Origin of the sequence: Paraburkholderia sp. GAS333 (genome assembly GCF_050435665.1) — a bacterium.
GTDB classification, from domain to species: domain Bacteria; phylum Pseudomonadota; class Gammaproteobacteria; order Burkholderiales; family Burkholderiaceae; genus Paraburkholderia; species Paraburkholderia fungorum_A.
Genome location: NZ_JBNDKS010000001.1, coordinates 567,864 through 593,214 on the forward strand (window position 1 = coordinate 567,864; position 25,351 = coordinate 593,214).

At 62.8% G+C, this 25,351-nt stretch carries 25 protein-coding genes and 2 tRNA genes; 10 read left to right on the top strand and 17 right to left on the bottom strand.

Features of this window, described 5'->3' with window-relative positions; all coding sequences use genetic code 11:
* Positions 1–12: 12 nt before the first annotated feature.
* On the top strand, positions 13–519 hold the full coding sequence (locus ABH945_RS02620; protein ID WP_042321988.1) for an acyl-CoA thioesterase: 507 nt from the start codon (positions 13–15) through the stop codon (positions 517–519).
* Between the two features lie 157 nt (positions 520–676).
* Here the strand turns inward: ABH945_RS02620 and fumC are convergent, their stop codons facing one another.
* The 4 genes from fumC to ABH945_RS02640 all read right to left on the bottom strand — a co-directional run bounded on the left by fumC (position 677) and on the right by ABH945_RS02640 (position 6,942).
* Positions 677–2,068, bottom strand: a complete 1,392-nt coding sequence (fumC, locus tag ABH945_RS02625; RefSeq protein ID WP_074764995.1) for a class II fumarate hydratase — start codon at positions 2,066–2,068, stop codon at positions 677–679.
* 15 nt (positions 2,069–2,083) lie between these two features.
* Complete coding sequence (locus ABH945_RS02630; protein WP_429249633.1) at positions 2,084–3,760, bottom strand: phospholipase D family protein; 1,677 nt, start codon at positions 3,758–3,760, stop codon at positions 2,084–2,086.
* Positions 3,761–4,160: 400 nt separating this feature from the next.
* Positions 4,161–5,120: a ketopantoate/pantoate/pantothenate transporter PanS gene (panS, locus tag ABH945_RS02635; protein ID WP_074764993.1), complete on the bottom strand. Its 960-nt coding sequence runs from the start codon at positions 5,118–5,120 to the stop codon at positions 4,161–4,163.
* Between the two features lie 406 nt (positions 5,121–5,526).
* On the bottom strand, positions 5,527–6,942 hold the full coding sequence (locus ABH945_RS02640; RefSeq protein WP_074764991.1) for an MATE family efflux transporter: 1,416 nt from the start codon (positions 6,940–6,942) through the stop codon (positions 5,527–5,529).
* Between ABH945_RS02640 and ABH945_RS02645 the strand changes: the two genes are divergently transcribed.
* Positions 6,941–7,063, top strand: coding sequence for a hypothetical protein (locus tag ABH945_RS02645; protein WP_429249634.1), 123 nt, complete (start codon positions 6,941–6,943; stop codon positions 7,061–7,063). The genes ABH945_RS02640 and ABH945_RS02645 overlap by 2 nt on opposite strands.
* Before the next feature lie 288 nt (positions 7,064–7,351).
* On the opposite strand, the gene ABH945_RS02650 is transcribed toward ABH945_RS02645, so the two are convergent.
* Entirely contained in the window at positions 7,352–7,570 is a 219-nt protein-coding gene (locus tag ABH945_RS02650) for an RNA-binding S4 domain-containing protein (protein ID WP_011489423.1), read from the bottom strand.
* Positions 7,571–7,886: 316 nt separating this feature from the next.
* Here ABH945_RS02650 and ABH945_RS02655 point away from each other — a divergent pair, with 316 nt between their 5' ends.
* The 3 genes from ABH945_RS02655 (at position 7,887) to ABH945_RS02665 (ending at position 11,086) form a co-directional block, all read left to right on the top strand.
* The gene (locus tag ABH945_RS02655) at positions 7,887–8,327 is read left to right on the top strand and encodes a hypothetical protein (protein ID WP_429249635.1); all 441 of its coding nucleotides are present in this window, start codon (positions 7,887–7,889) and stop codon (positions 8,325–8,327) included.
* A gap of 90 nt (positions 8,328–8,417) precedes the next feature.
* Positions 8,418–8,684 carry a hypothetical protein gene (locus ABH945_RS02660; RefSeq protein WP_074764987.1) on the top strand — a complete coding sequence of 89 codons (267 nt, stop codon included), beginning with the start codon at positions 8,418–8,420 and terminating at the stop codon, positions 8,682–8,684.
* A gap of 263 nt (positions 8,685–8,947) precedes the next feature.
* Complete coding sequence (locus tag ABH945_RS02665; protein WP_429250353.1) at positions 8,948–11,086, top strand: ATP-dependent helicase; 2,139 nt, start codon at positions 8,948–8,950, stop codon at positions 11,084–11,086.
* 241 nt (positions 11,087–11,327) lie between these two features.
* Here ABH945_RS02665 and ABH945_RS02670 read toward each other — a convergent pair whose 3' ends face one another.
* The 8 genes from ABH945_RS02670 to fdxA all read right to left on the bottom strand — a co-directional run bounded on the left by ABH945_RS02670 (position 11,328) and on the right by fdxA (position 16,118).
* Entirely contained in the window at positions 11,328–12,098 is a 771-nt protein-coding gene (locus ABH945_RS02670; protein WP_074764983.1) for a DUF4088 family protein, read from the bottom strand.
* Between the two features lie 377 nt (positions 12,099–12,475).
* Positions 12,476–12,799 carry an AzlD domain-containing protein gene (locus ABH945_RS02675; protein ID WP_074764981.1) on the bottom strand — a complete coding sequence of 108 codons (324 nt, stop codon included), beginning with the start codon at positions 12,797–12,799 and terminating at the stop codon, positions 12,476–12,478.
* Positions 12,796–13,476: an AzlC family ABC transporter permease gene (locus ABH945_RS02680; RefSeq protein WP_429250354.1), complete on the bottom strand. Its 681-nt coding sequence runs from the start codon at positions 13,474–13,476 to the stop codon at positions 12,796–12,798. The genes ABH945_RS02675 and ABH945_RS02680 overlap by 4 nt, the downstream gene beginning before the upstream one ends.
* Positions 13,477–13,760: 284 nt before the next feature.
* Entirely contained in the window at positions 13,761–14,591 is an 831-nt protein-coding gene (locus ABH945_RS02685; protein WP_429249636.1) for an AraC family transcriptional regulator, read from the bottom strand.
* A gap of 96 nt (positions 14,592–14,687) precedes the next feature.
* Positions 14,688–15,164, bottom strand: a complete 477-nt coding sequence (locus tag ABH945_RS02690; RefSeq protein ID WP_074764975.1) for a CreA family protein — start codon at positions 15,162–15,164, stop codon at positions 14,688–14,690.
* A gap of 290 nt (positions 15,165–15,454) precedes the next feature.
* Positions 15,455–15,530, bottom strand: a tRNA-Asn gene (locus ABH945_RS02695).
* 62 nt (positions 15,531–15,592) lie between these two features.
* A tRNA-Asn gene (locus ABH945_RS02700) sits at positions 15,593–15,668 on the bottom strand.
* Positions 15,669–15,794: 126 nt separating this feature from the next.
* Positions 15,795–16,118 carry a ferredoxin FdxA gene (gene fdxA / locus ABH945_RS02705; protein ID WP_074764973.1) on the bottom strand — a complete coding sequence of 108 codons (324 nt, stop codon included), beginning with the start codon at positions 16,116–16,118 and terminating at the stop codon, positions 15,795–15,797.
* Between the two features lie 291 nt (positions 16,119–16,409).
* Here fdxA and pncB point away from each other — a divergent pair, with 291 nt between their 5' ends.
* The 5 genes from pncB to ABH945_RS02730 all read left to right on the top strand — a co-directional run bounded on the left by pncB (position 16,410) and on the right by ABH945_RS02730 (position 22,428).
* Positions 16,410–17,606, top strand: coding sequence for a nicotinate phosphoribosyltransferase (pncB, locus tag ABH945_RS02710; protein ID WP_074764971.1), 1,197 nt, complete (start codon positions 16,410–16,412; stop codon positions 17,604–17,606).
* A gap of 172 nt (positions 17,607–17,778) precedes the next feature.
* A complete protein-coding gene (locus tag ABH945_RS02715; protein WP_074764969.1) occupies positions 17,779–18,441 on the top strand; it encodes a LutC/YkgG family protein in 663 nt (220 codons plus the stop codon).
* A 127-nt stretch (positions 18,442–18,568) separates the two neighbouring features.
* Positions 18,569–19,951, top strand: a complete 1,383-nt coding sequence (locus ABH945_RS02720) for a sodium:proton antiporter (protein ID WP_429250355.1) — start codon at positions 18,569–18,571, stop codon at positions 19,949–19,951.
* A gap of 42 nt (positions 19,952–19,993) precedes the next feature.
* Positions 19,994–20,983: a 2-hydroxyacid dehydrogenase gene (locus ABH945_RS02725; protein ID WP_429249637.1), complete on the top strand. Its 990-nt coding sequence runs from the start codon at positions 19,994–19,996 to the stop codon at positions 20,981–20,983.
* The gene (locus ABH945_RS02730) at positions 20,980–22,428 is read left to right on the top strand and encodes a DNA recombination protein RmuC (RefSeq protein WP_429249638.1); all 1,449 of its coding nucleotides are present in this window, start codon (positions 20,980–20,982) and stop codon (positions 22,426–22,428) included. Before ABH945_RS02725 ends, ABH945_RS02730 begins: the two co-directional genes overlap by 4 nt.
* A gap of 32 nt (positions 22,429–22,460) precedes the next feature.
* Here the strand turns inward: ABH945_RS02730 and ABH945_RS02735 are convergent, their stop codons facing one another.
* From ABH945_RS02735 to mobA, 4 genes are all read right to left on the bottom strand, one after another.
* Complete coding sequence (locus ABH945_RS02735) at positions 22,461–22,943, bottom strand: N-acetyltransferase family protein (RefSeq protein WP_429249639.1); 483 nt, start codon at positions 22,941–22,943, stop codon at positions 22,461–22,463.
* Positions 22,944–23,219, bottom strand: a complete 276-nt coding sequence (locus ABH945_RS02740; RefSeq protein ID WP_074764961.1) for a hypothetical protein — start codon at positions 23,217–23,219, stop codon at positions 22,944–22,946.
* Between the two features lie 117 nt (positions 23,220–23,336).
* Positions 23,337–24,650 (bottom strand): molybdopterin molybdotransferase MoeA, encoded by a 1,314-nt coding sequence (gene moeA, locus ABH945_RS02745; RefSeq protein ID WP_429249640.1) that lies wholly within the window; start codon positions 24,648–24,650, stop codon positions 23,337–23,339.
* A gap of 75 nt (positions 24,651–24,725) precedes the next feature.
* Entirely contained in the window at positions 24,726–25,340 is a 615-nt protein-coding gene (gene mobA / locus ABH945_RS02750; protein ID WP_429249641.1) for a molybdenum cofactor guanylyltransferase MobA, read from the bottom strand.
* Between the last annotated feature and the right edge of the window lie 11 nt (positions 25,341–25,351).

A 25,351-nucleotide genomic window follows, 5' to 3' on the forward strand; every position in this document is an offset into this window, starting at 1 on the left:
ACCGGAGTCAACATGAGCACCCCACCCGTAGCGCCGCTGGACCGTTCGGAAACCACTTTCCGCTTTCTCGCCGAACCCAGCTCGGTCAACTTCGGCGGCAAGGTGCACGGCGGCGCGCTGATGAAGTGGATCGACGAAACCGCGTACGCATGCTCGGCGGTGTGGTCGGGACGCTATTGCGTGACGGTCAGCGTCGGCAATATCCGCTTTCGACGGCCGATTCTGGTTGGCAACCTCGTTGAATTGCGCGCGCGGGTCGTCGCGACGGGCCGCACCAGCATGCATATTCACGTGTCGGTGCAGGCGGGCGATCCGAAGGGCGGCGAGCTGCTGCAAACCACGGATTGCCTGGTCGTGATGGTCGCGGTCAACGAGAACGGTCATCCGGTACCGGTGCCGGCTTTCGTGCCGCAGACGGATGAACAGAAGCGCCTCGCCAAATACGCGATGGACGTGAAGGAAGCGCTCGACGCGATCGTCGAACTGAAGCCGGAAGAAGTGGCGCAGGGGAAGGTTTAAACGACGCGCTGGTTCGACTGGGGAATTGACCGCACGAACGTGAAGTTCTGGCGGCCCTGAACCTGAACCTGAGTCGTTTTCGAGTAATGCCCAGATCGTCGCCGTGCAAGTGGCGAATCGTTCACCACTTGCACGATTCACTCAGCGGAAATCCCGCTTAATTTCCCACCATCTCGTTCGGGCGAACCCACTCGTCGAACTGCGCTTCGGTGACAAAGCCGAGCGCCAATGCCGACGCCTTCAGCGTCGTGCCTTCCTTGTGTGCCTTCTTCGCAATCTTTGCGGCCTTGTCGTAGCCGATGTGCGGATTGAGCGCCGTCACCAGCATCAGCGATTCGTTCAGCAACGTTTCGATACGGTCGTGATTCGGCTCGATGCCGACCGCGCAGTTGTCGTTGAAACTGAGCGCGCCGTCGGCAAGCAGACGCACCGATTGCAGCACGTTGTGCGCGATCATCGGACGGAACACGTTCAACTCGAAGTTGCCGCTCGCACCGCCGATGTTCACCGCGACGTCGTTGCCGAATACCTGCGAGCACAGCATCGTGAGCGCTTCCGATTGAGTCGGGTTGACCTTGCCCGGCATGATCGAGCTGCCCGGTTCGTTTTCCGGAATCGACAGTTCGCCGAGGCCGCAACGCGGACCACTCGAGAGCCAGCGGATGTCGTTGGCGATCTTGTTCAGGCTCGCCGCGACGGTCTTCAACGCGCCGTGCGCGAACACCAGCGCGTCGGCGGCGGCCATCACTTCGAACTTGTTCGGCGCCGACACGAACGGCAGGCCGGTTTGCTTGCCGATTGCCGCCGCGACCTTGTCTGCGAATTGCGGATGCGCGTTCAAACCCGTGCCGACCGCCGTGCCGCCCTGTGCGAGTTGATACAGATGCGGCAGCGCCGATTCGACGTGCTGCATGCCGTGATCGAGCTGCGCGACATAGCCCGAAAACTCCTGGCCGAGCGTCAGCGGCGTCGCGTCCTGCAGATGCGTGCGGCCGATCTTGACGATATCGGCGAACGCTTTTGCCTTGCCGTCGAGCGTGGTGCGCAACGTCTTCAACGCGGGCAGCAGATGCTTGACGATCGCGTCGGCGGCGGCCACGTGCATGGCGGTCGGGAACACGTCGTTCGACGACTGGCCGCGATTCACGTCGTCGTTCGGATGCACCTTGCGCGCTTCGCCGCGCTCGCCGCCGAGCAACTCGCTCGCGCGATTCGCGATCACCTCGTTGAGGTTCATGTTGGTCTGCGTGCCGGAGCCGGTTTGCCACACGGCAAGCGGAAATTCACCAGCGTGCTTGCCGGCGATGATCTCGTCGGCTGCTTCGATAATCGCTTTGGCCTTGCTTTCGTCGAGCACGCCGAGGCTCGTGTTCACCTCGGCGGCCGCGCGCTTGATGATAGCCAGCGCAGTGATCAGTTCGGGCGACTGCTTCTCGGTCGAAATACGGAAATTCTGCAGCGAGCGCTGCGTTTGTGCGCCCCACAGACGAGCGTTCGGCACCGCGATTTCGCCGAACGTGTCGCGCTCCATGCGTACGTCTTCAGTCATGTTCAACTCCGGTTCTCAAAGTTCTGCGTTGACGGGCAATAGGGAGAATAGACCCGTTAACGCATTCCGGTATAACCCGGCCTGTGGATCGAAAATGTAGGTGCGGCTGATGCCGTCTTCTGTATCGGTCCACACGAGCGGCGACGGTGGTGCGCCGATCGAGTGGAGATAAGCAAGCTGCGCGTCGTCTGCGAGCGTGACGCGATAGCTTGCCTCCGGGGATGTAGCGCGCGCGAAAATCTGCGCGACCTGTTCGGCGAGTGGCGGACTGTGAATCACCAGCGCCAGTTCGGTATTCAGATTGGCCGAGCGGGGGTCGAGATTCATCGAGCCGATCACCAGAATCTTGTCGTCGACCACGTAGGTCTTGGCATGCAGACTGGCGCGCGATTTCGAGCCGGTCAGACGCGCGGTCGGCGTGTCCTGTTGCGGCTTGAATTCGTATAGTTCGACGCCTTGTTGCAGCAACGGCACGCGAAACGGGCTGTAACCCGCCTGCACGGCGACCGCGTCGGTCGCGGCCAGCGAATTGGTCAGGATGGCGACACGCACCCCGCGATGCGTCAGTTCGGCCGCCGCCTTGACGCCCGTCTCGTGCGGTACGAAGTACGGCGAAATAATCAGTAAATCCTTGCGCGCGTCGCGCGTCAGTTCACCCAGGCGCTGCATCGGCGGACTGATGTAATCGGGCGACGGATGCACGATCTTCTCAGGCGAGTCCGCCTTGAATTCGGCGGGCGCCCAGGTCAGGCCGAGTTGCTCGCCGGCAATCTGCTGCGCGAGCGGCGTCGCGTTCAGCGGTTTCGCGTTGTACGGATCGGCGTTGGTGCGCCAGTGCGCGCGCAGGTCGTCGCGCGTGGCGTCGAGCTCTTTCTGGTCGAACTTCTGCTTGTTCAGCACTCGCAGCGGATAGGAGATGCTGCTGTTCCAGTAGTCGTCGAAGCTCGCGGAGATGTCGGCGGTAATCGGGCCCGCGGCCAGCACGTCGAGATCGCGGAATTGCAGCGTTTCGCTCGCGCTGAAATATTCGTCGCCGAGATTGCGGCCGCCGACGATCGCCAACTGGTTGTCCGCGATCATCGCCTTGTTGTGCATGCGGCGCGTGAAATGGCCGATCTGCGTGAACAGATTCGTCGTGCGCTCGAACACGCCTTCCTGCGCGCTGCCGAACGGATTGAACACGCGAATCTCAATGTTGTCGTGCGAATTCAGCCCCGCCATGATGCGGTCGATGTCCTTGAAATTCAGGTCGTCGACCAGCATCCGCACCCGCACGCCATGATCGGCCGCATACAGCGCAGCGCCGAGCAGCAGCTTGCCGGTGGTGTCCTCGTTGGCGATGTAGTACTGCATGTCGAGCGTTCTGGTCGCCGAGCGAGCTAGCGCTATGCGCATCTGCAACGCGTCGGTGCCGTTCGACAGTACGCGGAACCCCGATTGGCCCGGATGCGCGGCTTCGAGCGGCGCGAGCGCGGTGCTCAGTGGCGTGGTTTCGCTGACGGGGAGTGCGTGGGTGATCTGTCGATCGAACGCGGTGGCGGGAGGCTTGGTGGCGCAGGCGGTCAGACATGCCGTCGCGCAGAGCAGCAGGAAAAAATGTCTCGTCGATTCCCAGGTGAACGGCTTCCGGGGTCTGCTGAGCGCGCACTCTGGCTGCTGTGCGTCGTGGTTCTGGTTGTGATGCCCCGGCACGCTGTCTTCCCTTGGTTGGTACGCTTTTCGTGGCGGCAGCGTAGCTCACGCTGACGAGAAATGCATTCTAAGGGATTCTGCGAGTGGGGTTTTTTTGGCGGGCAGGGTGGGGATCTGGCGAGGAAGGGAAGCGTGCGAAGCGTCTTGAAAGGTGCCTGATTCGACGCGTTATTGGGCGCGTTATTCGGTCTGTCGGCGGGTTGTTCTGCGCGGACGCAGAGGCAGCTCGAGCCAATTAAACGAACGCGAGCTTTGCAGTAGGGCAGCCGAAGTGACCGCCGTCCAGTGTGCGCAGCGAGCCTGGATGTTTTCTGGTCGCGGCCATCGCTCGATGCGAGACCGCGACCACCGAATGCTGTTCAAGAGTCCGGTTTATGCGGACAGGGCTTGCCTGAACGGCTTACCCGCGCTTCGCGTCCAGCACGCGCTCGCCATCAGGATGCGTCGAGCCTTTCGCCGGACGTCCGGCCCAATGTCCCGCGAGCAGCGAACCCGACAGGTTGTGCCACACCGAAAACAGCGCGCCGGGCAACGCGGCGATCGGCGTGAAATACAGCTTGCCGAGCGTCGCGGCGAGGCCCGAATTCTGCATGCCCACTTCGATCGCGAGCGTCCGGCAGACCGCTTCGTCGAAACCGAGCAGGCGGCCGCCCCAATAGCCGCCGAGCAGTCCGATGCCGTTATGCAGCACCACGCCGACCATCACCACGAGCCCGACCGACGCGATGCTCTTCTGCGTGCCGCCCACCACCGCGCCGATGATCAGCACGATCGCGACCATCGAGATCAGCGGCAGAATCGGCTCGATCTTGCGCACAAATTTCCCGAACAGATGATTGATGATCAGACCGACCACGATCGGCAACGCGACGATCTGCAGGATGCTCATCAGCATGCCGTGCACGTCGACGGAGATCGACGCATCCACGTAAAGACGCGTGAGCAGCGGTGTCGCGAACACGCCGACGAGGGTCGACAGCGCGCTGATCGTCACCGACAGCGCCACGTCGCCGCGCGCCAGATAGATCATCACATTCGACGCCGTGCCGCTCGCGACGCTGCCCACCAGCACCATGCCTGCGGTCAGATCCGGCGGCATGCGCAGTGCCTTGGCGATCACCCATGCGGCGAGCGGCATCACGAGGTAATGCAGCACGATGCCGGCGATTACCGGCGCGGGCCGCGTGAACACGCGCTGGAAGTCGGCCACCGACAGCGTGACGCCCATCGCCAGCATGATGATGGTGAGAAGCGTGGTGACGTGCGGCGCAATGCCGGCGAACGAGGCCGGCGAGAAGTAGGCGGCGACGGAGACGAGCACGGCCCAGAGCGGAAACAGACGAGTGACGCGGGCAAGCATGACGGGTGGTCCTTGGTTATGTTTTATCGCGAGAAGTCGGGGTGAGGCGGGGTAAATCGGGGTGTGTCGAGCGGGCCGTCCTGCAGGACGGCGGGCCTTCGAAGTCTGCCGCGACGAAGCGGCGAGCCGGGCGGGCCATGGATGAGCCTTGTGGCGATGCTGGCCTTTGTGAGGCGTGCTAGCGGGTTCCGGCGCCTGGATGCGGGTGTGCGCCACGGTGCCGGGACCGGCATTTTACCTTTTGCGGCGGATGGGCTTGGGACGGAGGCTCGACAGGATCTGGCGGGGGCCCGGCGCGAAGCGCGCTCATGCGTGCAAACGGGCGCGAACCATTGAAGCCGGATTACTGAGCCACGCCTGTTCGCACCGCCTCACTCAATTTAAACCGTCAATTCAAACCGCCGGTTCAAACCGGCCCCGCCGACGGAGCATCGGCCGCTTGCGGCGACACGTGCCGCAGGCTCAGCTTGTGAAAGCGCAGCGTCATCAGCACCGCGACGCTCGCCAGGCCTGCCGCGAGTCCCCACCACAGCCCGCGTGCGCCGAGACCGAAGTGAAACGCCAGCGTGTAGCCGGTCGGAAAACCGATCACCCAGTAGCCGAACGCGGCGGCGATCATCGGCACGCGAGTGTCCTTCAGCCCGCGCAGGCAGCCGGACCCCACCGTCTGCATGCCGTCGACGATCTGGAAAATTGCCGCCACGCCCAGCAGCGAACTCGCCAGCGCGACCGTGGCTGCGTTGGCCGGATCGTCGAGATGCAGGTAAAGGCCGACGATCCAGCGCGGCGCGGCGATCAGCACCATGCCGGACAACGTCATGAAGCCGACGCCGAGCGCGAGCGCGACAAAACCCGCATGGCGCGCGGCCAGCGGTTGCCCCGCGCCGGACCAGTAGCCGACCCGCACATTGGCCGCCTGGCCGATCGCGAGCGGCACCATGAACGCGACCGACGCCACGTTCAGCGCTATCTGATGCGCGGCCAGTTGCGACTCGCCGAGCAGGCCGACCATCAGGCCGGTGGCGAGAAACAGCATCGATTCGACGCCGTAAGTGATCGCGACCGGCCAGCCGATCCCGAACAGTTCACCCATCAACGGGACCTTGGGCCGTGTCGCGACGACGAAATGGCGATAGCGCGGCCGCAGATGCAACAGCGCCATCAGCACGATCGCGCTCAGCCAGACGGTGATCGACGTCGCCGCCGCCGAGCCGAGAAAGCCGAGCCGCGGCAAACCATACGCGCCGTGAATCAACCCGTAGTTCAGAAACGCGTTCACGACGACGCTCGCAATCGACACCCACAGCAGCCGTTTCGCCGCGCCGATCGCGGGCAGGAACGAGCGCATCAGGCCGACGCCGATCAGGCTCGCGGGCGCGCCCCAGCGCAGCACCGCCGCATATTCGCCGACGTTGTGCGCAAGCAGCCCGGGTTCGCCGAACGCGAGCAGGATCTGCGAAGCGAACGACAGCAGGATGAACGCCGGCACGGACAGCAGCAGCGACAGCACAAAGCCGGTCCAGTAGATGTCGGGCACGCGGCCGTCGTCCTGCGCGCCGCGCGCGTGCGACACGCTCACGCTCACCGATGTCAGCACGCCCTGCAACAGCGTGACCACGACGAAAAACAGGTTCGCACCGAGGCCGCCCGCAGCAAGCGCGTCGGGGCCGAGCGAGCCGAGCAGGATGGTGTCGGTGACGCTCATCGCCATTTGCGACAGTTGCGCGATGGCGAGCGGAGCGGCGAGCCGCGCGGTGTCGGCGGCGTGGCGGGACAGGGTCGGCGGCCTGGCGGCCAGCCGGGAGAAGCCGGATTGAGTCATGAAAGCGCCTGACGGCGGAAATATCCAGATTGGCGACAGTGGGTGGCTCGGTGGCCGGCCGGGGCTGCTGGCTGGCGGCGAGTCGCGGCAGGGCGGGTGCGGGCCGTACAAGCTTCGATAAAAAGCCGGCGTAGTGAGCGCTCGCTCGACGCAGCGCAGAAATTGATTGTCTGCGCTCGTCGTTGCGGGCCTGCTTGCCGTGTCCGCCAGTGTCTGCCCGGTGTTTCCCGCTGCCGGTCGTGCGATGAAACGCGCGTTATGCCGGTTTGTCAGCCGCTTGTTTGCCTGTCGAAACCAACAGCTTATGGGTTGCGTCCGGCGATGTCGATCGAAGAAGCACGATTCTGGTGCGCGCCGTCCTACAGCTTTCCGGATTGTCAGGCCGCGTCAGTATGTGCCCGGAGACCGGTCAGGCCTCGTGTACCGCAATACGCGTATCGCCGAGCAGCACGACCTGGCCCGCGCGGATCTTGCAGGTTTTACGCGTCTCGACCCGGCCGTCGACGGTGACTGCGCCGTCGGCAACCATCATTTTTGCGGAGCCGCCGCTGTCTGCGAGACCCGTTATCTTCAGGAGATTGTGCAGTTCGACGTAGTCGCCGGTGAGCGTGAAATCGAGGTTGGGCATGGCGTTTGCGCCTCCAGGCAAAGGGTTCGCATCATAAGCCACAAGCTTGCCCTGAATGAAGCTCGCGGTGTATGCCGGCCTCGGCTGGACTAAGGTACGCAGTTGTTATGCGATTGTCAGAAAGTGAAACCTTCCGTAACACTGGTCGTACATCGTCGATTTCACTCGTAAAGTGGACTCATGTAGCAAAGCCTGCTGAATTTACAGCAGCGTGAAGACCGGGTGGCGTCGGTGGCAAGCAGCGGGAAAACATCCTGCGCGAGCCGGACCCTAAACCCATACGCCCGCGTCACAACAACTTTAGAGAGGATTAGCCATGACCCAGATTCGTTCGCTTCTGATCGGTACCGCCCTGACCGCCTTTGCCGCGACTGCTGCCGTTGCGCAAACCGCACAACCCGCCGCAGGGGCGGGCGACCAGCCGCAAGCCCAGATGCAGCAAGGTACGGACGCCGCTCAGGGCATGCAACCGGCGACTCCTGCGCCGACGCGTCTGACCGCGTCGGGCTCGACCGATCCGCTGGTGCAAAAGCGTGACGCCAACGCGAAGGCCAACGCCGAATATCGTGCGTCGAAGAAGGCGTCGAAGGCTGAAATGAACGACCAGCAGAAGGCGGCGAAGGCGCAATACAAGGAGCAGGTGCGCGACGCCAAGATCAACAAGAAGGCTGATAAGCAGGCCGCCAACAACGAAATGAAGATGAACATGGAAGGTCAGGCATCGGCTCAGACAGATGGCGCCGATGTGAAGCACTAATAGACGCGAAGCGTGCTGTCGGCTGACGACGGCATGCTTGGACGACTTCGTGTGACGCATCGCATAAAAAAGTTTGAGGGAGGTAATCGCATGAACATCACCAGAACCACGCAAAACAGGATTTATGCCGCGTTGATCGCGGGTTGCCTGTCGTCGGTGGCATTTGCTCAGGCGAGCGGGCCGGCTGCGGCTCCTGTCACCCATGCGGACAAGAAGGCCGCGAAGGAGCAGTCGAAGGCGGACAAGAAAGCTTCGGTCGCGCAGGCCAAGGCCGACCAGAAGAAGACCGATGCCCAGGCCGACGCCGACAAGGCGAACGCTGACGCCAATGTGAAGGACGCGAAAAAGCAGCAGTAGTTCGATGCTGCCGATCCCACAAAAATGGCCCGTTCGCTTGATGCGCGCGGGCCATTTTTTACGTTAGCTTTTGACCCGCCTAGCCGATTTTTCCGCGCTTCCGTCAGTCGAAACGCGCTCTGCACGAGCTGGCACTGCGCGTCCCGCGAGCCCCAAAAAACCACACCCGATTCACACAAAAAAAGGGTCGCTTGTCGGCGGTAGTTGTATGGATATACAGTATGCGTCGCCATCCTCGATTCCATCCAACGCCCAAATCCACTGTGCTCTCCGTCGCCGAATCGCCTCCGCCGTCCCCATCGCTCGATAGCGCCGCCTGGCTGGCGAAGCTGAACGTTGCGCAACGCGAAGCCGTCGAGTATGGCGCGGACATGCCCAACGCTCCACCCGGCGCGTTGCTCGTCATCGCGGGAGCGGGCTCCGGCAAAACCAATACGCTGGCGCATCGGGTCGCGAATCTGGTGGTGAAGGGCGCCGATCCGCGCCGCATCCTGTTGCTGACGTTTTCGCGCCGCGCCGCTCTGGAGATGACCCGCCGCGTCACGCGTATTGCCGGTGCGGCGCTCGGTACGCGGGCCGCGCTCGCGCAGGGGCTCACCTGGTCGGGCACGTTTCACAGCGTCGGCGCGCGCCTGCTGCGCGAATACGCCGAACTGATCGGCCTTGCACCGGCTTTTACGATCAACGACCGCGAGGATTCCGCGGATCTGATGAATCTGGTGCGCCATGAACTCGGTTTGTCCGCGAAAGAGCGGCGTTTTCCGGCCAAGGGCACGTGCTTCGCGATTTATTCGCGCGTCGTCAATACGGGTGCGTCGCTTAGCTATGTGCTCGAAAACGCGTTCCCGTGGTGCCGCGAGTGGGAAGCCGATTTGCGCATGCTGTTCGCGGCTTATGTCGACGCCAAGCAAAAACAGAGCGTGCTCGATTACGACGATCTGCTGCTGTACTGGTCGCACATGGCCGCCGAGCCCACCATTGCCGCTGATCTGTCGGCGCGCTTCGATCACGTGATGGTCGACGAGTATCAGGACACCAATCGCCTGCAGGCGTCGATCCTGCTCGCACTGAAGCCGGACGGGCGCGGACTGACCGTAGTCGGCGACGACGCCCAGTCCATCTATTCGTTTCGCGGCGCCACGGTTCGCAACATTCTCGATTTCCCCGCGCATTTCGATCCGCCCGCCAAGCAGATCACGCTCGAACGCAACTACCGGTCAACCGAACCGATTCTGGCCGCGTCCAACGCGGTGATCGAACTGGCCAGTGAGCGCTATACGAAGAATCTCTGGACCGACAAGGCGTCCGCGCAGCGCCCGCGCCTCGTCACCGTCGCCGACGAAGCCGATCAGGCGCGCTACATCGTCGAGCAGGTGCTCGAAGCGCGCGAGCAGGGCATGAAACTCAAGTCGCAGGCGGTGCTGTTCCGTACCGCGCAGCACAGCGCAACGCTGGAGATCGAGCTGACCCGGCGCAACATTCCGTTCGTCAAATTCGGCGGCCTCAAATTTCTCGATTCGGTGCATGTCAAGGACGTGCTGGCCGTATTGCGCTGGGCGGAAAATCCGCGCGACCGTGTTGCGGGTTTTCGCGTCGTGCAATTGCTGCCGGGCGTGGGGCCGGCGACCGCCGCGAAGGTGCTCGATGAAATCGTCGCGCGTGCGGGTTCCGGCAATCCCGCCGATACGGCCGGCGGCGCGCTTGCCGCTTTCGCCGCGCCGGCTCGCGCGCAGGAAGACTGGAATCCGTTTGTCAGGCTGATGTCGAGCGTGTACGGGCGGCAGACGCCTTGGCCCGCCGAGTTCGAGATGGTGCGGCGCTGGTACGAGCCGCATCTGGAGCGCAATCACGAAGACGCCGCGATCCGTCACGCGGATGTGTTGCAGATGGAAAGCATCGCGGCGACGTATCCGTCGCGCGAACGGTTTTTGACGGAGTTGACGCTCGATCCACCCGACGCAACCAGCGGCGAATCGGGCGTGCCGCTCATCGACGAGGATTACCTGATCCTGTCCACGATCCATTCGGCAAAGGGGCAGGAATGGCGCAATGTGTTCGTGCTGAATGGCGTCGACGGCTGCATTCCGTCCGATCTCGGCACGGGCAGCGAAGAAGAAATCGACGAGGAGCGCCGTCTGCTCTACGTAGCGATGACGCGCGCCAAAGAAGATCTGCATATCGTCGTGCCGCAGCGTTTCTACGTGCATAACCAGACGCATATGGGCGACCGTCACGTGTGGGCGTCGCGCACGCGCTTCATTCCCGCGCACCTGATGCCGTTGTTCGACGCTTACGCTTGGCCGCGCGTGCCGGTGCCGAGCGCGCCGACGGCGACGGGGCTCGCTGCGGCCGCGCAGGCGAAGATCGAGATCGCGGCGAAGCTCAGGAAGATGTGGGATTGACGAGGCCGGGAATGTGGCCGGGGGTTAGGCGAGCAGGCTGAGGCGACTCGAGAGGCAGGTACCGGCAGGCCGGCGCGAATTGGGGACTTGGGGGCTCCATGCGCCGGGGCGGCAATGTGTGCGGCTCGATTCTGCGCACGGACTGGGGACGGCCATTTGGCACACGCAAGCGCCGATATCGGCCGGGGCGACTGCGATGCGCCGAATGCGCATGTGTCCTGCCCCCGCGACGTTGCTGCGCTTACCGCGACTGCCTTTGCTGTTGTTGCTGCGGCGCCGGTCTCGGCGGCGTGAAGAAATTGCGCAGCCATGCCGCCATCCGCGAAAACACGTCGTACGGTTCTTCGACAAAAATTTCCGGCTTGAGCAGGCGCAGATATTCCATGATCTGTTGCGCTTCCTGCTTCTGGAACGAACCGTGCGAAATGCCCAGACGCAACAATCCGCGCAATTCGCCGAGCTTTTCGCGGGCGGTGCTGCCCACGCTCACTTCGCACGCCACCTTGGCCTCGTAGACACGCTGACGCAACGATTCCACCAGCCGCCATGCCGGGGTCTGCATGGTTTCCTCGAGTGCCTGAATGTCCTGCGCCGCGCTCTTGATCTGCGACGCGAGCGGGTCGATCAGCGTCGCGTCGCCTTCCGCTTCCTTGACGATCGCCGCCGCCCAGTCGCGACACTGCTTCGCGAGTTCCTCGGGTGTCCACTCCGAACGCGCCGCGAAGCCGAAGCCGAATTCGCCGGCCTGCCGCATCAGGATCGCGACGACGTCCGGGAATTCCTTGTCCAGTGTGCGTTTGGCCCACGCGTATTGACCGCCCTGCAGCATTCGCTGAACCGCGTGTTCGGTCAGCGGCACCATGTTGTCGAGCAGTTTGGCACGCAAGAAGTCCTCGAACGACGGCGTCGCGAACTGCGGATCGAGCTTCAGCGATACCCGCAGAAAGGCGTCGAAATCCTTGCGTAGCGACGCAAGAGTTTCGTCTTTGAGCTTGAGGGTGATTTGACCCATGTGTTATCCCGTTTGGTCCTGCCGCGCGGTCTTGTGATGCCGTCGGCCGCACGCGTATTCCGGGCGGCGCGACGCCGGAAGCCGACGCGGTTTATTCCTGCAGTTGCCGCGTGAGCAGCGGGACGTACCCGATGTCGATGCGCGGACCTCGATTGCATATCGGCGGATTCGGCGGGAACTTGAGGGAGGGCGGGCGACGGGCGGGCGGTTTAGAGGGGGATGTCGGGGCGGGTAGGTAGGTTTTTAGGTGGATGCAGGCGGGGGCGTCGAGGTCTACGCCTGCTCCGAAGCCCAAGCCACGAACCGCCACCTCCCAGCCGGACATCGCCACCCAAACTAACTTCGCGCCCTCGCATCGGAAAGCCAACGCCGCGCGTTTATTTAAGCACGACACATTGCCAGACAAAAAACACCGTCAGACCGACCGCGATCGTCAGGAGCGGCCGCCGCGTCACCGCGCTGACCACGACAGCGGCAAGCGCGCCGACCAGTTGCGGATTGCGCCAGGTCAACTCGGCGCTGGTGCCGTGCGGCGAAACCGCCATCGGCACGATGATCGCCGTCAGCACGGTAACGGGGACGAAACCGAGCGCCGTGCGTACGAGCGGCGAAAACACCAGCCGGTCGCCGAGGACGAAAACAGCCGCGCGGATCACCCACGTGATAAGCGCCATACCGAGGATCAGGACGACGTAGTTCATCGCGATGCCTCCGCAGTTTTCCGCGCGCCGCGCGGCGACGAATGCGACGTGGATAACAGCACGCCGATCGCAACGCCCGCGAACACGGCGCCCAGCAGGCCGAGTTTGTACGGCCACGTTTGCCAGAAAAAAGCCAGCGCGCCGGCGGTCGCGGCCGCCGCGATATAGCGCAGCGCGACGAGTTGCGGAACGACGATCGCGATAAAGGTGGCGACCATCGCGAAATCGAGTCCGAGCGATTGCAGGCCCGGAAACGCCGCGCCGAACAGCAGCCCGCCAATGGTCCAGAGCTGCCAGTTGAGGTACATCGCCAGTCCAGCACCGAAAAAATAGTGCGGGCCGACCGTGCCGGGCTCCTTGTGCCGGTAATGTTCCCAGGCGACGGCGAAGACTTCGTCGGTGAGCAGCGCACCGAGTGCCCAGCGCCAGCGGGTCGACAGATGCGCGACGTGCGGCGCGAGCGTCGCGCTGTACAGCACGTGACGCAGATTGACGACGAGCGTGGTCGCCCAGATCACCGCAAAGCTCGCGTGACCGGCGATCAGACCGAGCGCGATGAACTGCGCCGAGCCGGCGAACACGACGAGCGACATCAGCTGTCCGTGCCAAAGGTGCAGCGGACCGGAGGCGACGAGCGTGCCGAAGATGACGCCGAATGGGGCCGCGCCGACCATCATCGGGATGATGTCCCGAGCGCCGGCGGCGAGTTCTTTCAGGTGGCCCGGGTGTGCGGCCGGGCTTGCGGTGGGATGGCTCAAACTTGTCTCCTTGGTTCGAGGAGCTTAGCTGCGAGCGGGTGGGCGAGGCTTGTACGTTCTTGCGGTGGAGCGGGGCGGCAAAAAGCGCAAGCCCGCGCGAAGAATGGAAATTAGATGAGCAGATGGCTGGAGAGCGTTGGCGCGCAGAAAAGAAGGCGTGCTTCGAGACCCTTGTTAAGGCCCGATGGCCGCTATCGCACCCTTCAAGCCCCTTGCCAACGCCCCGGCGGCACCCCAAACATCCGCCGGAAATGCCGCGTGAAGTGACTCTGATCGGTGAAGCCGCTCGCGGCCGCCACATCGGTCACGGAGACGCCGGCCCGCAGCGGAGCAAGCGAGCGCTGCAAGCGCACCTGGTTACGCCACGCGTGAGGCGGCAAGCCGGTGGTCTGCGTGAAAAGACGCGCCGCGTGAAACGGCGACAAGCCCGCTGCCAGCGCCATTTCGGCAAGCGTCACCGGTTCGAGAAGATCGCCTGTCAGCCGTTCCTGCATGAGCGCCACGCGCGCGTCGTCGGTTGCGACGGGCGACGGTTCGGGCTGCGTTTGCGCGTAACGGACCAGCAGCGTGGACAGCGCGTCGAGCATCGCGGTTTCGGCGGCAAGCAGATCGTCGCCCATTTCGAGCAGACGGTGAGCGTGCGCGAGCCGCTTCGCCAGATCGTCATCGCGGATCACACCCGGCGCGAACCACGGCAAAGCTTGCGGCTTGTCGCCCAGTTCGTTGGCAAGTTGCTGGATGAAGTCGACCGGCGCATAGATCACGCGATATCGCCAGCCTGCGTCCACCGCCTTCGAGCCGGTATGCAACTCACCCGGATTGATGATCGGCACTCCGCCGACTTCGGCCACATAGTCTGAGCCGCGATACCGATAACCTTCCGCGCCCGCAGTAATCACCGGAATCGTGTACGCGTCGTGCCAGTGCGGTGCGAATTCGTGATCGTGATATTCGGCGGTGAGCAGGTCCGCGCCGGGCAGAAGCGGCGTGCGCCAGTAGTGGGCGGAGTCCTGAAAACGATGGGCGGCGGTCATGGCGAAGATCGGGTGGGACCGATCAGTGTAGCGCGTCGCGCCGGCTCGCGGCGCGCTTGAGTTGCGTGCATGCGGATGCCTGGCCGCCGGGCGTCATCACTTGAGCGGGATCGTGGTGCCGGCCGGCATCGGCACGGCGCTGACGCTGTTTTTCGCACTACCGCTGACGACGCGGTCGCTATAAGTGAGATACACCAGCGTGTTGCGCTTGGTGTCGACCACGCGCACTACATGCAGCGATTTGAAAATCAGCGACATGCTGACGGAAAACACGTCGGCCTGTTTCTTCACAGGCCCGGCGAAATGAATGTCGGCCACCTGACGGCACGCGATAGAGGCTTCGGTCGGGTCCTCGGCGATGCCGAGCGTTCCCTTCACGCCGCCCGTGCGCGCACGCGACACATAGCAGGTCACGCCCTGAACCACGGGATCGTCATACGCTTCGACGACCACGCGGTCCGAACCCGTGACGCGGAAATTGGTATTGACGCTGCCGACTTCTTCACTGTGGGCCAAAGGCAACAGAAGTGCGGTGGCGGCAGCAAGCACGATGCGCGACAAAGTCGATTTCATGAGATGGCCGGATATGAGCGCGAGGGTTGGGCGCAAATCGGATGCGAGTCGGGTCAAGTCGAGTGCGAAATTTGCGCCGGGAAGTTGCCATCGTATAACGGCGTGCGCATGAGGAGGCTGGCGTTACCGCGACAGGATGTACGTCGTCGCGCTTTTCCGAAGCAACTGCGTAAGCGCGTAACAACTTTTGCGCGGCCCCGAATTGCGATCCAAAGTCGGTCGCAGGGTGGTGCAGCAAATCTGTGGGCAAAAACAAAAAGGCCCGCACGAATGCGGGCCTTTTAAAATTTTGGCTCCTCGACCTGGGCTCGAACCAGGGACCTACGGATTAACAGTCCGGCGCTCTACCGACTGAGCTATCGAGGAACAGCAGTACAACTTGATCTACATTAAAAAGCCCGTCTTGGTTAACGGGCCTTTGCAATTCTTGGCTCCTCGACCTGGGCTCGAACCAGGGACCTACGGATTAACAGTCCGGCGCTCTACCGACTGAGCTATCGAGGAACAGAACAACAACAGCAGAGAAGCGAAATTGTAGGGGCAGCTTTTGCGCCTGTCAATACCCTGTGTTCATCTCGTTTAAATTTGAATCTTGCAGGGTCTTGACCAGCTAGTGGCCGGCTACGAAGCTCAGCGCGCGAGCAGTTCCAGCTTGTCCTTCACGTCCTTGAATTCTTCGGCTTCCGGAAGTGGCGGTTTGGTCTTGGTGATGCTCGGCCAGTTCTTCGCCAGATCGGCATTCAGCTCGATGAAGTTCTGCTGGTCGCCCGGCACGTCTTCTTCGGCATAAATGGCGTTCACCGGACACTCGGCCACGCACACGGCGCAGTCGATGCATTCATCGGGGTCGATCGCGAGGAAGTTGGGACCTTCGCGAAAGCAGTCCACCGGGCACACATCGACACAGTCGGTATAGCGGCACTTGATGCAGCTTTCGGTCACAACGTGAGTCATTCAGGCAGCTCCTGCATGCAGAATCAGGGGAGGCGAAAACGCCAAAAGCGCTATTGTAACGTAACGTCAAGAGGCGCATATAGCATCGGGCTACGCCTTTTATATGTTTTCGTGATTAGTTTATAGCCTTGGCGCGACAGGCTTTTTCGAGGTAAGCGGTGCGGCAGCCCGCCGCCGCGCAGAAGTCAAGCGCATTCGGGTAACATGCGTCAATTCGGCGCGCACGGGGCGTGCCGCAAGCGCATGGGTTGAGTCAGGCCTTCCGTTTTCAAGCGGTTAGTTCGCACCATCATGATTATTACTTCGCTGCTCGATACCGATCTGTACAAGTTCACGATGATGCAAGTGGTGTTGCATCATTTTCCCGCCGCGAATGTGGAGTACCGCTTCCGCTGCCGCACACCGAATGTCGATCTCGTGCCGTATATCGGCGAGATTCGCGATGAAGTGCGCAAGCTCTGCGAGCTGCGCTTCACCGACGACGAGCTCGACTATTTGCGGCGCATGCGCTTCATCAAGGGCGACTTCATCGAATTTCTCGCGCTGTTTCATCTGAGCGAGAAATACATTTCGATTGAAGCGTCGCCGAAGGGCAATGGCGAAATCGACATCGAAATCAAAGGGCCGTGGCTGCATACGATCCTGTTCGAAATTCCGATGCTCGCGATCGTCAACGAGGTCTATTTCCGCAACACGCAGCAAAAGCCCGACTACAGCGAAGGGCGCGGCCGTCTGGTCGAGAAGATCAAGCTGCTGGGCGCGCGTCCGGAATTCGCCGACTGCAAGATTGCCGATTACGGCACACGCCGCCGCTTCTCGAAGCAATGGCACGAGGAAGTGACGCTCACATTGAAAGACGGCCTGGGCGAGCAGTTCGCGGGCACCAGCAACGTCTTTTACGCGATGAAGCACAACCTCACGCCGCTCGGCACGATGGCGCACGAATACCTGCAGGCATGTCAGGCGCTCGGTCCGCGTTTGCGCGACTCGCAAACCTTCGGCTTCGAAATGTGGGCGAAGGAATATCGCGGCGACCTCGGTATTGCGCTCTCCGACGTGTACGGCATGCAGGCGTTCCTGCGCGACTTCGACATGTACTTCTGCAAGCTGTTCGACGGCGCGCGTCACGACTCGGGCGACCCGTTCGATTGGGGTGAGCGCCTGCTCAAGCACTACGAGGCGAACCGCTGCGACCCGCGCACGAAGATCCTTGTGTTCTCCGACGCGCTCGACATTCCGAAGGTCCTGCAACTCTACGAACGTTTCCGCGGACGCTGCAAGCTGGCATTCGGCGTGGGCACGAATCTGACCAACGACCTCGGCTATAACCCGCTGCAGATCGTCATCAAGATGGTCCGCTGCAATGGTCAGCCGGTGGCCAAGCTGTCGGATTCGCCGGGCAAGAACATGTGCGAGGACAAGGCCTATCTCGCGTATTTGCGGCAGGTGTTCGGCATTGCCCAGCCTGAAGAGGACGTTGCGAAGTAACGTCGCTTCACGCTTGCTTCAAACTGTTTTACACATGCTTCGAGTCGCGCGGTGACCAGTTTCACCGCGCGTCGAATGCAGCGCAACAGGCCGTTCGGCCAGGGTGTTCGCGCGAAGGGCGGCCGGTATAATCCTCGTTACATCGCACGGCTGTGACACGAGGATTTCGCATATGGACACATCGATTGCCCGCCGCAACATCCTGGCGCGCATCCGCGCAGCGCAAGGGCGTGAGCCGGAGCCGTCAGCTTCCGAACGCGAAGCCGCAGCGGACTATCTGGCGCGTCATCCCGCAGGTCCCCGGCCGGAGATGCCCGGCGATCTGGTCGCACGTTTCATCGAAGAAGCGCAGAAGATGGCTACCACGGTCGAGTCTGTCCAGACCTTGGCCGACGTTCCAGCCGCCGCACATCGCTACCTCACACAACTTGCTTTGCCGCTGCAGGCTATCGCGTGGCAAACGCTTCAAGATCTGCAATGGGCCGAAGCGGGCCTGAGCGTCGAATTCCGCAAACCGAAAGACGGCGATGTAGTCGGTCTCACCGGCTGCTTCTGTGCGACTGCCGAGACCGGCACGCTCGTGCTGCTGTCGGGGCCGCAGACTTATGCATCGGCCGGACTGCTGCCGGAAACGCACATTGCCATCGTGCCTGCTTCGCGCATTGTCGCGGGCCATGAAGAGGCGTTTGGCCTGATCCGCAAAGAGCGCGGCGAGTTGCCCCGTGCCGTCAATTTCGTCTCCGGGCCGTCGCGCACGGGCGATATCGAACAGACCATCGTGCTGGGCGCGCACGGCCCTTATCGGGTACATGCCATCGTCGTACAGGATGCTTGAAGCGCGACTGCAGCAGGGCTTCGGCGCGCGCGCGGTCGGGGTTGCCCGCAACGCCTTTAACGCCCGCGAGCCAGGGAATCTGAAGGGGCTGGCAGGGTCGGCGGCCATCTTGCTCGCTGCTGTATTGATGCTGGCGGGATGGTCTGAACCAGCCTCTGCCGCCACGCTCGACGGCGCAAAGCTCTCGGCCCTCTGGGGCTTGCCCTTTGCGGGCGTGCTGCTTTCCATCGCGCTATTTCCACTCGTCGCGCCAGCGTTCTGGCATCACCATTTCGGCAAGATTGCCGCCACGTGGGCGCTCATTTTCCTCGTTCCGTTCGGACTGCAGTTCGGCGCTGGCGCGGCTTTCGGCTCGCTGGTGCACGCCATGCTCGACGAGTACGTGCCGTTCATCGTTTTGCTGACCGCGCTTTACACGGTGGCGGGCGGCATCTGCGTGCGCGGCAATCTGCACGGCTCGCCGCGCCTGAACACGGCGATTCTTGCGCTGGGCACGCTGCTCGCAAGTGTCATGGGCACGACCGGCGCGGCCATGCTGCTGATCCGTCCGCTGCTGCGCGCGAACGATAACCGGCGGCATGTGGTTCACGTCGTCGTGTTCTTCATTTTTCTCGCGGCGAACGTCGGCGGCTCGTTGTCGCCGTTGGGCGACCCGCCGCTGTTCCTGGGCTTTCTCGAAGGCGTCAATTTCTTCTGGACCACGACGCATCTCGCGCTGCCGATGCTGTTCGTCAGCGGTGTGCTGCTGGCCGGCTTCTATGCGCTCGACTCGTACTACTTTCATCGGCGGGAAGAGGAACACTCGCGTTTTGTCGATCCGACACCTGACGGCTTGCCGTTCGGTATCGACGGCAAGATCAATTTTCTGTTGCTCGCCGTCGTGATCGGACTCGTGCTGATGAGCGGTTTGTGGCGCCCGCAGGTCACGTTCGACGTGTTCGGCACACACGTGGCATTGCAGAACGCGGTGCGTGATGTCACGCTAGCTGGCGTCACTTTGCTGTCGCTCGCGTTGACTCCGCGTGCGGCTCGCGCGGGCAACGACTTCAACTGGGCGCCAATCGAAGAGGTGGCCAAACTGTTCGCAGGCATCTTCGTGACGATCGTGCCGGTCATCACGATTCTGCGTGCAGGCGAGGCGGGCGGATTCGCGGGCCTTGTCCATCTGGTCAACGACCCGTCCGGCCAGCCGTACGACATCCGCTATTTCTGGGCGACCGGCCTGCTGTCTTCGTTTCTCGACAATGCTCCTACCTACCTCGTGTTCTTCAACCTGGCCGGCGGCGACGCGTCGACGCTGATGACCACGGGCGCCACCACGCTCGCCGCGATTTCCGCGGGTGCCGTGTTCATGGGCGCGAACACCTACATCGGCAACGCACCAAACTTCATGGTTAAGTCCATCGCGCAATCGCGCGGCGTGCGCATGCCGAGTTTTTTCGCCTACATGGGTTGGTCCGGTGCGATATTGCTGCCGCTTTTTATCGTCACCGGATGGCTCTTTTTTTGATGCCGCGATAATTCCGCTCGAAGCGCTATATGGAGAATTGAAATGCAGAAAATCCTCGTCGCCCGTTCGATCTTTCCCGATGTGATCGAGCGGCTCAAGCAGCATTTCGAGGTCGACTGGAATCAGGGCGACGTGTTGCCCGCCGACGAACTGAAGCGCCGTCTCGCGGATAAAGACGGCGCGCTGACCGCGGGTGAGCCGATCGACGCCGCCGTTCTCGCTGCGGCCCCGCGTCTGCGCGTGGTGTCGAACATGGCGGTGGGCTACAACAACTTCGACTTGGCTGCGTTTAACGCCGCGAACGTGCTTGGCACCAATACGCCGGACGTGCTGAACGAATCGACCGCCGACTTCGGCTGGGCGCTGATGATGGCGACGGCTCGCCGTATCGCCGAATCGGAGCACTGGCTGCGCGCGGGCAAATGGCAGAAGTGGACGTACGACGGTTTTCTCGGCAGCGACCTGTACGGCTCGACGCTCGGCGTGATCGGCATGGGCCGGATCGGTCAGGCGCTTGCGCGTCGGGCAAAGGGCTTCAACATGCAGGTGATCTATCACAACCGTTCGCGCGTAGCGCCGGAGATCGAAGCCGGGTTGAACGCGACCTACGTATCGAAAGAAGATTTGTTGCGGCGTGCCGATCATGTCGTGCTGGTCTTGCCGTACTCGAAGGAAAGCCATCACACGATCGGCGCGGCTGAACTCGCGCAGATGAAGCCGACCGCGACGCTCACGAACATCGCGCGCGGCGGTATCGTCGACGATGCGGCGCTCGTCGAAGCGCTTCGATCCAAACAGATCGCGGCGGCCGGTCTGGATGTATTCGAAGGTGAGCCGAATCTGAATCCTGATCTTCTGACCGTGCCCAATATCGTGCTGACGCCGCACATTGCCAGCGCAACCGAAAGCACGCGTCGCGCAATGGCGAATCTCGCCGCAGATAATCTGATTGCCGCGTTGGGTGAAGGTCCGCGCGCGGGTCGTCCGCCGAATCCGATCAACCCTGACGTTATCGGCAAGGCGCGTTCATGACCATGGTTCTGGTGGCCGCCGTCGCGGTACTGGCGGTCGCGCTGATAATCGCGCTGGCGTTGCTGATGCGCGCTCCCAAACGCGCTGACGACGAGGAGCAGTTCGAGCTGCTGCATCAGCGTATCGACGTCGCCGCCGATACGCAGGCCCATGCTTATGAGCGGCTTGAACGGCAACTGCGTAACGACATCACCGAAGCGGCGCGCGTGTCGCGTACCGAGCAGAGCAGCGGTTTCGCGCACTTTCAGCAGACGCTGGCGGCGCAATTCAGCAGCATGACGACGGTGCAGGGCGGCAAGATCGATGGATTCGCGCAGCAACTCGACGCGGTGCGTCAGAGTTTGCAGGTCCAGGCGCAACAGGCACGTGACGAACAGGGGCGCTCGCTGAAGCATTTCGGCGACACGCTGAGCCTGCAACTCGGCCAGTTGACCGAGGCGAACGACCGGCGCTTTGCCGAAGTGCGCGCGACCATCGAGGCGCGGCTGAAGGACATCGAAGCAAACAACTCGGTCAAGCTCGAGGAGATGCGGCGTACCGTCGACGAAAAACTGCACGCCACGCTTGAACAGCGTTTGGGCGAGTCGTTCAAGCTGGTGTCCGACCGGCTGGAGCAGGTGCATCGCGGTCTGGGTGAGATGCAGACGCTCGCGGCGGGTGTCGGCGATCTGAAGAAGGTGCTCACCAACGTCAAAACGCGCGGCACGTGGGGCGAGGTGCAACTTGAGGCGTTGCTCGAACAGTTGCTCACCGCCGATCAATACGCAAAAAACGTGGCGACGGTGCCGAAGAGCGCGGACCGCGTCGAGTTCGCGATCAAATTGCCGGGACGCGCGGAGCAGGGCGGCGTGAATATGCCGGTCTGGTTGCCGATCGACGCCAAGTTTCCGCGCGAGGACTATGAGCGTCTGATCGAAGCGCAGGAGCGCGCCGATCCGGTCGCGGTGGAAGAAGCATCGCGCGCGCTCGAAGCGCGAATCCGCGCCGAAGCGCGCACGATCGCGGAGAAGTACGTGTCGCCGCCGCACACCACCGATTTCGCGCTGCTGTTCCTGCCTACCGAGGGGTTATACGCTGAAGTGTTGCGCCGGCCGGGCCTGAGCGACATGCTGCAACGCGACTATCGCGTGACGATTGCCGGACCGACCACGCTGACCGCGCTGCTCAACAGTTTGCAGATGGGTTTCCGCACGCTCGCCATCGAACAACGGTCGAGCGAGGTGTGGCAGGTGTTGGGCGCGGTGAAGACGGAGTTCGGCAAATTCGGCGACGTGCTCGCGAAAACCAAGGCGCAACTGGAAACGGTCACGCGTTCGATCGAAGCAGCGGAAACGCGTACCCGCGTGATGACCCGCAAGCTGCGCGACGTCGAGGCATTGCCGGGCGATGAGGCGAGCGGGTTGATCGGCGATGCGCTGTCGGGGGTGGACCCAGAGGAGCAGTAAGGCTGAGTTTTACAGCCTGGTTAAAGGCTAACTCACGCGCCGGAGGCCAGCTTATCGAGCGCGTCACCTGAGACTCGCACCACGCGCCAGTCCGGCAACACGGTGGCGCCCATCTTTTTATAGAAATCGATGGCCGGCTGGTTCCAGTCCAGTACGGTCCATTCGAATCGGCCGCATTGCCGTTCCACCGCGAGAGCCGCGAGTCGTTGCAGGAAAGCGCTGCCCAAACCGCTGCCACGTTGCGAAGGTTGGACGTAGACGTCTTCGAGATACAAGCCGCGCTTGCCGACGAAGCTCGAATAATTGTGGAAGAACAGCGCGTAGCCGACGAGCCGTCCTTCGTTCTCCGCGACCAGCCCTTCGATCGACGGGCGCGAGCCGAACAGCGCGTCGCGCAGACCGTCTTCGGTCGCGACAAAGACGTGCGTGAGGTTCTCGAATTCCGCCAGTTCGTAGGTCAGTGCGAAGATGGCACTGGTGTCCTCAGGCGCGGCGGCGCGGATCGTCGCGAGCATTTACGCCTCTTCGGGGGCGTCGGTCAGGTGAATCTCGATGCCGCCAAAGCGCGATGCCACCCAGTTGTACGCGTGGCAAGCGATCCACAGCAGCACGAAGCCGAGAATCGCGTTCAGCAGCAGCGCGCTGAACACCGTGCTCAATTCCACCGACCCATAACGAATAAATGCAACCAGCACGCCCAGCAGCACGATCGGCACCGAGAACGTCAGGTACACGAGGATAAGTGCTTTGGCTGTCTGTCCTGGTGCAATAAACGAAATCTGTTTTTTCATGTGAGTCAAACCCGTGTGTCGTGGTCGTGGTGTTAATAGGTGTTGCGGGTAATGCGGGTGAAGCTGGGGTGTGTTGCCAATGCTGCTATGTTGCGCGACGCGCCGTGTGCGGCCCGCTCAGATAAGCCCGTCGAACAGCATGATATCGACGCGCTCACCTTCGGCAATCTCGCCTTCGTCGTGCCCGAGCACGATAAAGCAATTGGCTTCGCTCATCGAACTCAACACGCCGGAGCTTTGCGATCCGGTGGGCGTGACGTGCCAAATGCCTTGCTCATCCTGTTCGGCGACGCCGCGCTGGAACTCGGTGCGTCCGACGCGTTTGCGGATCGCCTGACGGCTTTTAGCGTGGATGACCGGCAGCGGTTGCGGTGTTGCGCCGGACATCAGCAGCAATGCTTCGCGCACGATCTGATAGAACGTCACCATCACGGCGACCGGATTGCCGGGCAAGCCGAAGAATAGCGCAGGCAGTCCGACGCCTGGCCGCTCGCCGGACCAGATGCGGCCGAACGCGAGCGGACGGCCTGGCCGCATGGCCATGCTCCAGAACGCGACGTCGCCGAAAGTTCGCAGCAGTTGTCTGGTGAAATCCGCTTCGCCGACCGACACGCCGCCCGAGGTCAGCACCACGTCGGCGCTGGCCGCGGCGCTGCGCAACGCGGCTTCGAGCGCGGCGGGTTCGTCACGCACTACGCCGAGGTCGAGCGTGTCGACGTTCAGCCGACGCAGCATCGCAAACAGCGTATAGCGGTTACTGTCGTACACCGAGCCGGGATCGAGTGGTTCGCCGAGCGAGCGCAATTCGTCGCCGGTCGAGAAAAACGCGACGCGCAAACGCCGCCGCACGCTAACTTCGCCGATGCCGAGCGACGCCAGCAAGCCGAGGTCCGACGCGCGCATGATGCGGCCAGCCCGTAACGCGACCTGGCCACGGGCCAGATCTTCACCGGCCAGGCGCCGGTTCGCGCCCGCGGCGACCGCGTTGGCCGCGAAGCGGATCGACGTGGCGTCGGCGTTGCGTTCGACCAGTTCTTGTGGCACCACCGTGTCGCAATCGGCCGGCATGCAGGCGCCGGTCATCACGCGGACGCATTGATTGACGCCGATGCCGCCTTCGAACGGATGCCCGGCCAGCGCCTTGCCGACAATCGTCAGCTGGACCGCGGACTCATCCGCAGAATTGCCCGTTGCCAATGCTGCGCGTTTGAACGCATAGCCGTCCATCGCGGAATTGTCGTGCGACGGCACGTTGATCGGCGAAACGATATCGGTTGCGAGCACGCGGTCGAGCGCGTCGCGCAACGGCACGCGCTCGACGGCCGTGACGGGCGAGACCCACTGACGAACAATCGCCTGAGCGGCCGAAACGGGTAGCGCATGAGGATCGTACTGCGCGATGCAGCGGGAAAATTCGATAAGCGTGGTCATGAAGAGCGGGACGGCGCAACCGGAGGCGGGAGCAGCAATTGCCGTATGGCCGAAGCGGGATTGTCAACCGGGGCCTCAATCACGTTCGAGGTCGGCGAGTTCTTGTAGCGAATTGATATTGTAAAACGCGCGCTCGTCGCCAAAGACGACTTCCACCGCCCTGTGGCGTGCGTACCACGCGCGAACCTTACGCTCTCCGGCGTCCAGAAACGCGGCGAGGTCGTCGGCGAGGGTGGTGCGCAGCAGCGCAAATACGGGATGCAGCGACTTCTGGCCTTTTTCGTCGACGGTCGTGACGGTCGCGATATCGGCTTGGGCCGAGTCCATTGCCAGAGCGAGGCGGGCGGCGAGGTCGGCGGGCAGCCACGGGGAATCGCAAGGGGCGCTCAGCACGTACGTGGTGCCGGCCGCGCGCAGTCCGGCGAGCAGGCCGGCCAGCGGTCCGGGAAAACCGGGCAGCGTATCGGCAACGACGGTGGCGCCGAACGGCGCACCAAGTGCGGCGTAAGTATCGGGATGGCGATTGGCGCTGATCAGCAGCGCGCCTGTTTGCGGCGCGAGGCGCTTCAAAACGTGCGCGGCAAGCGGCTCGCCGCGCAGCAGTTGAAGTCCTTTATCGACGCCGCCCATCCGCATGCCGCGCCCACCGGCCAGCAGCAGGCCGGTGATTTGTGCGCGGGACGTTTCCATGCGTGGGCCGC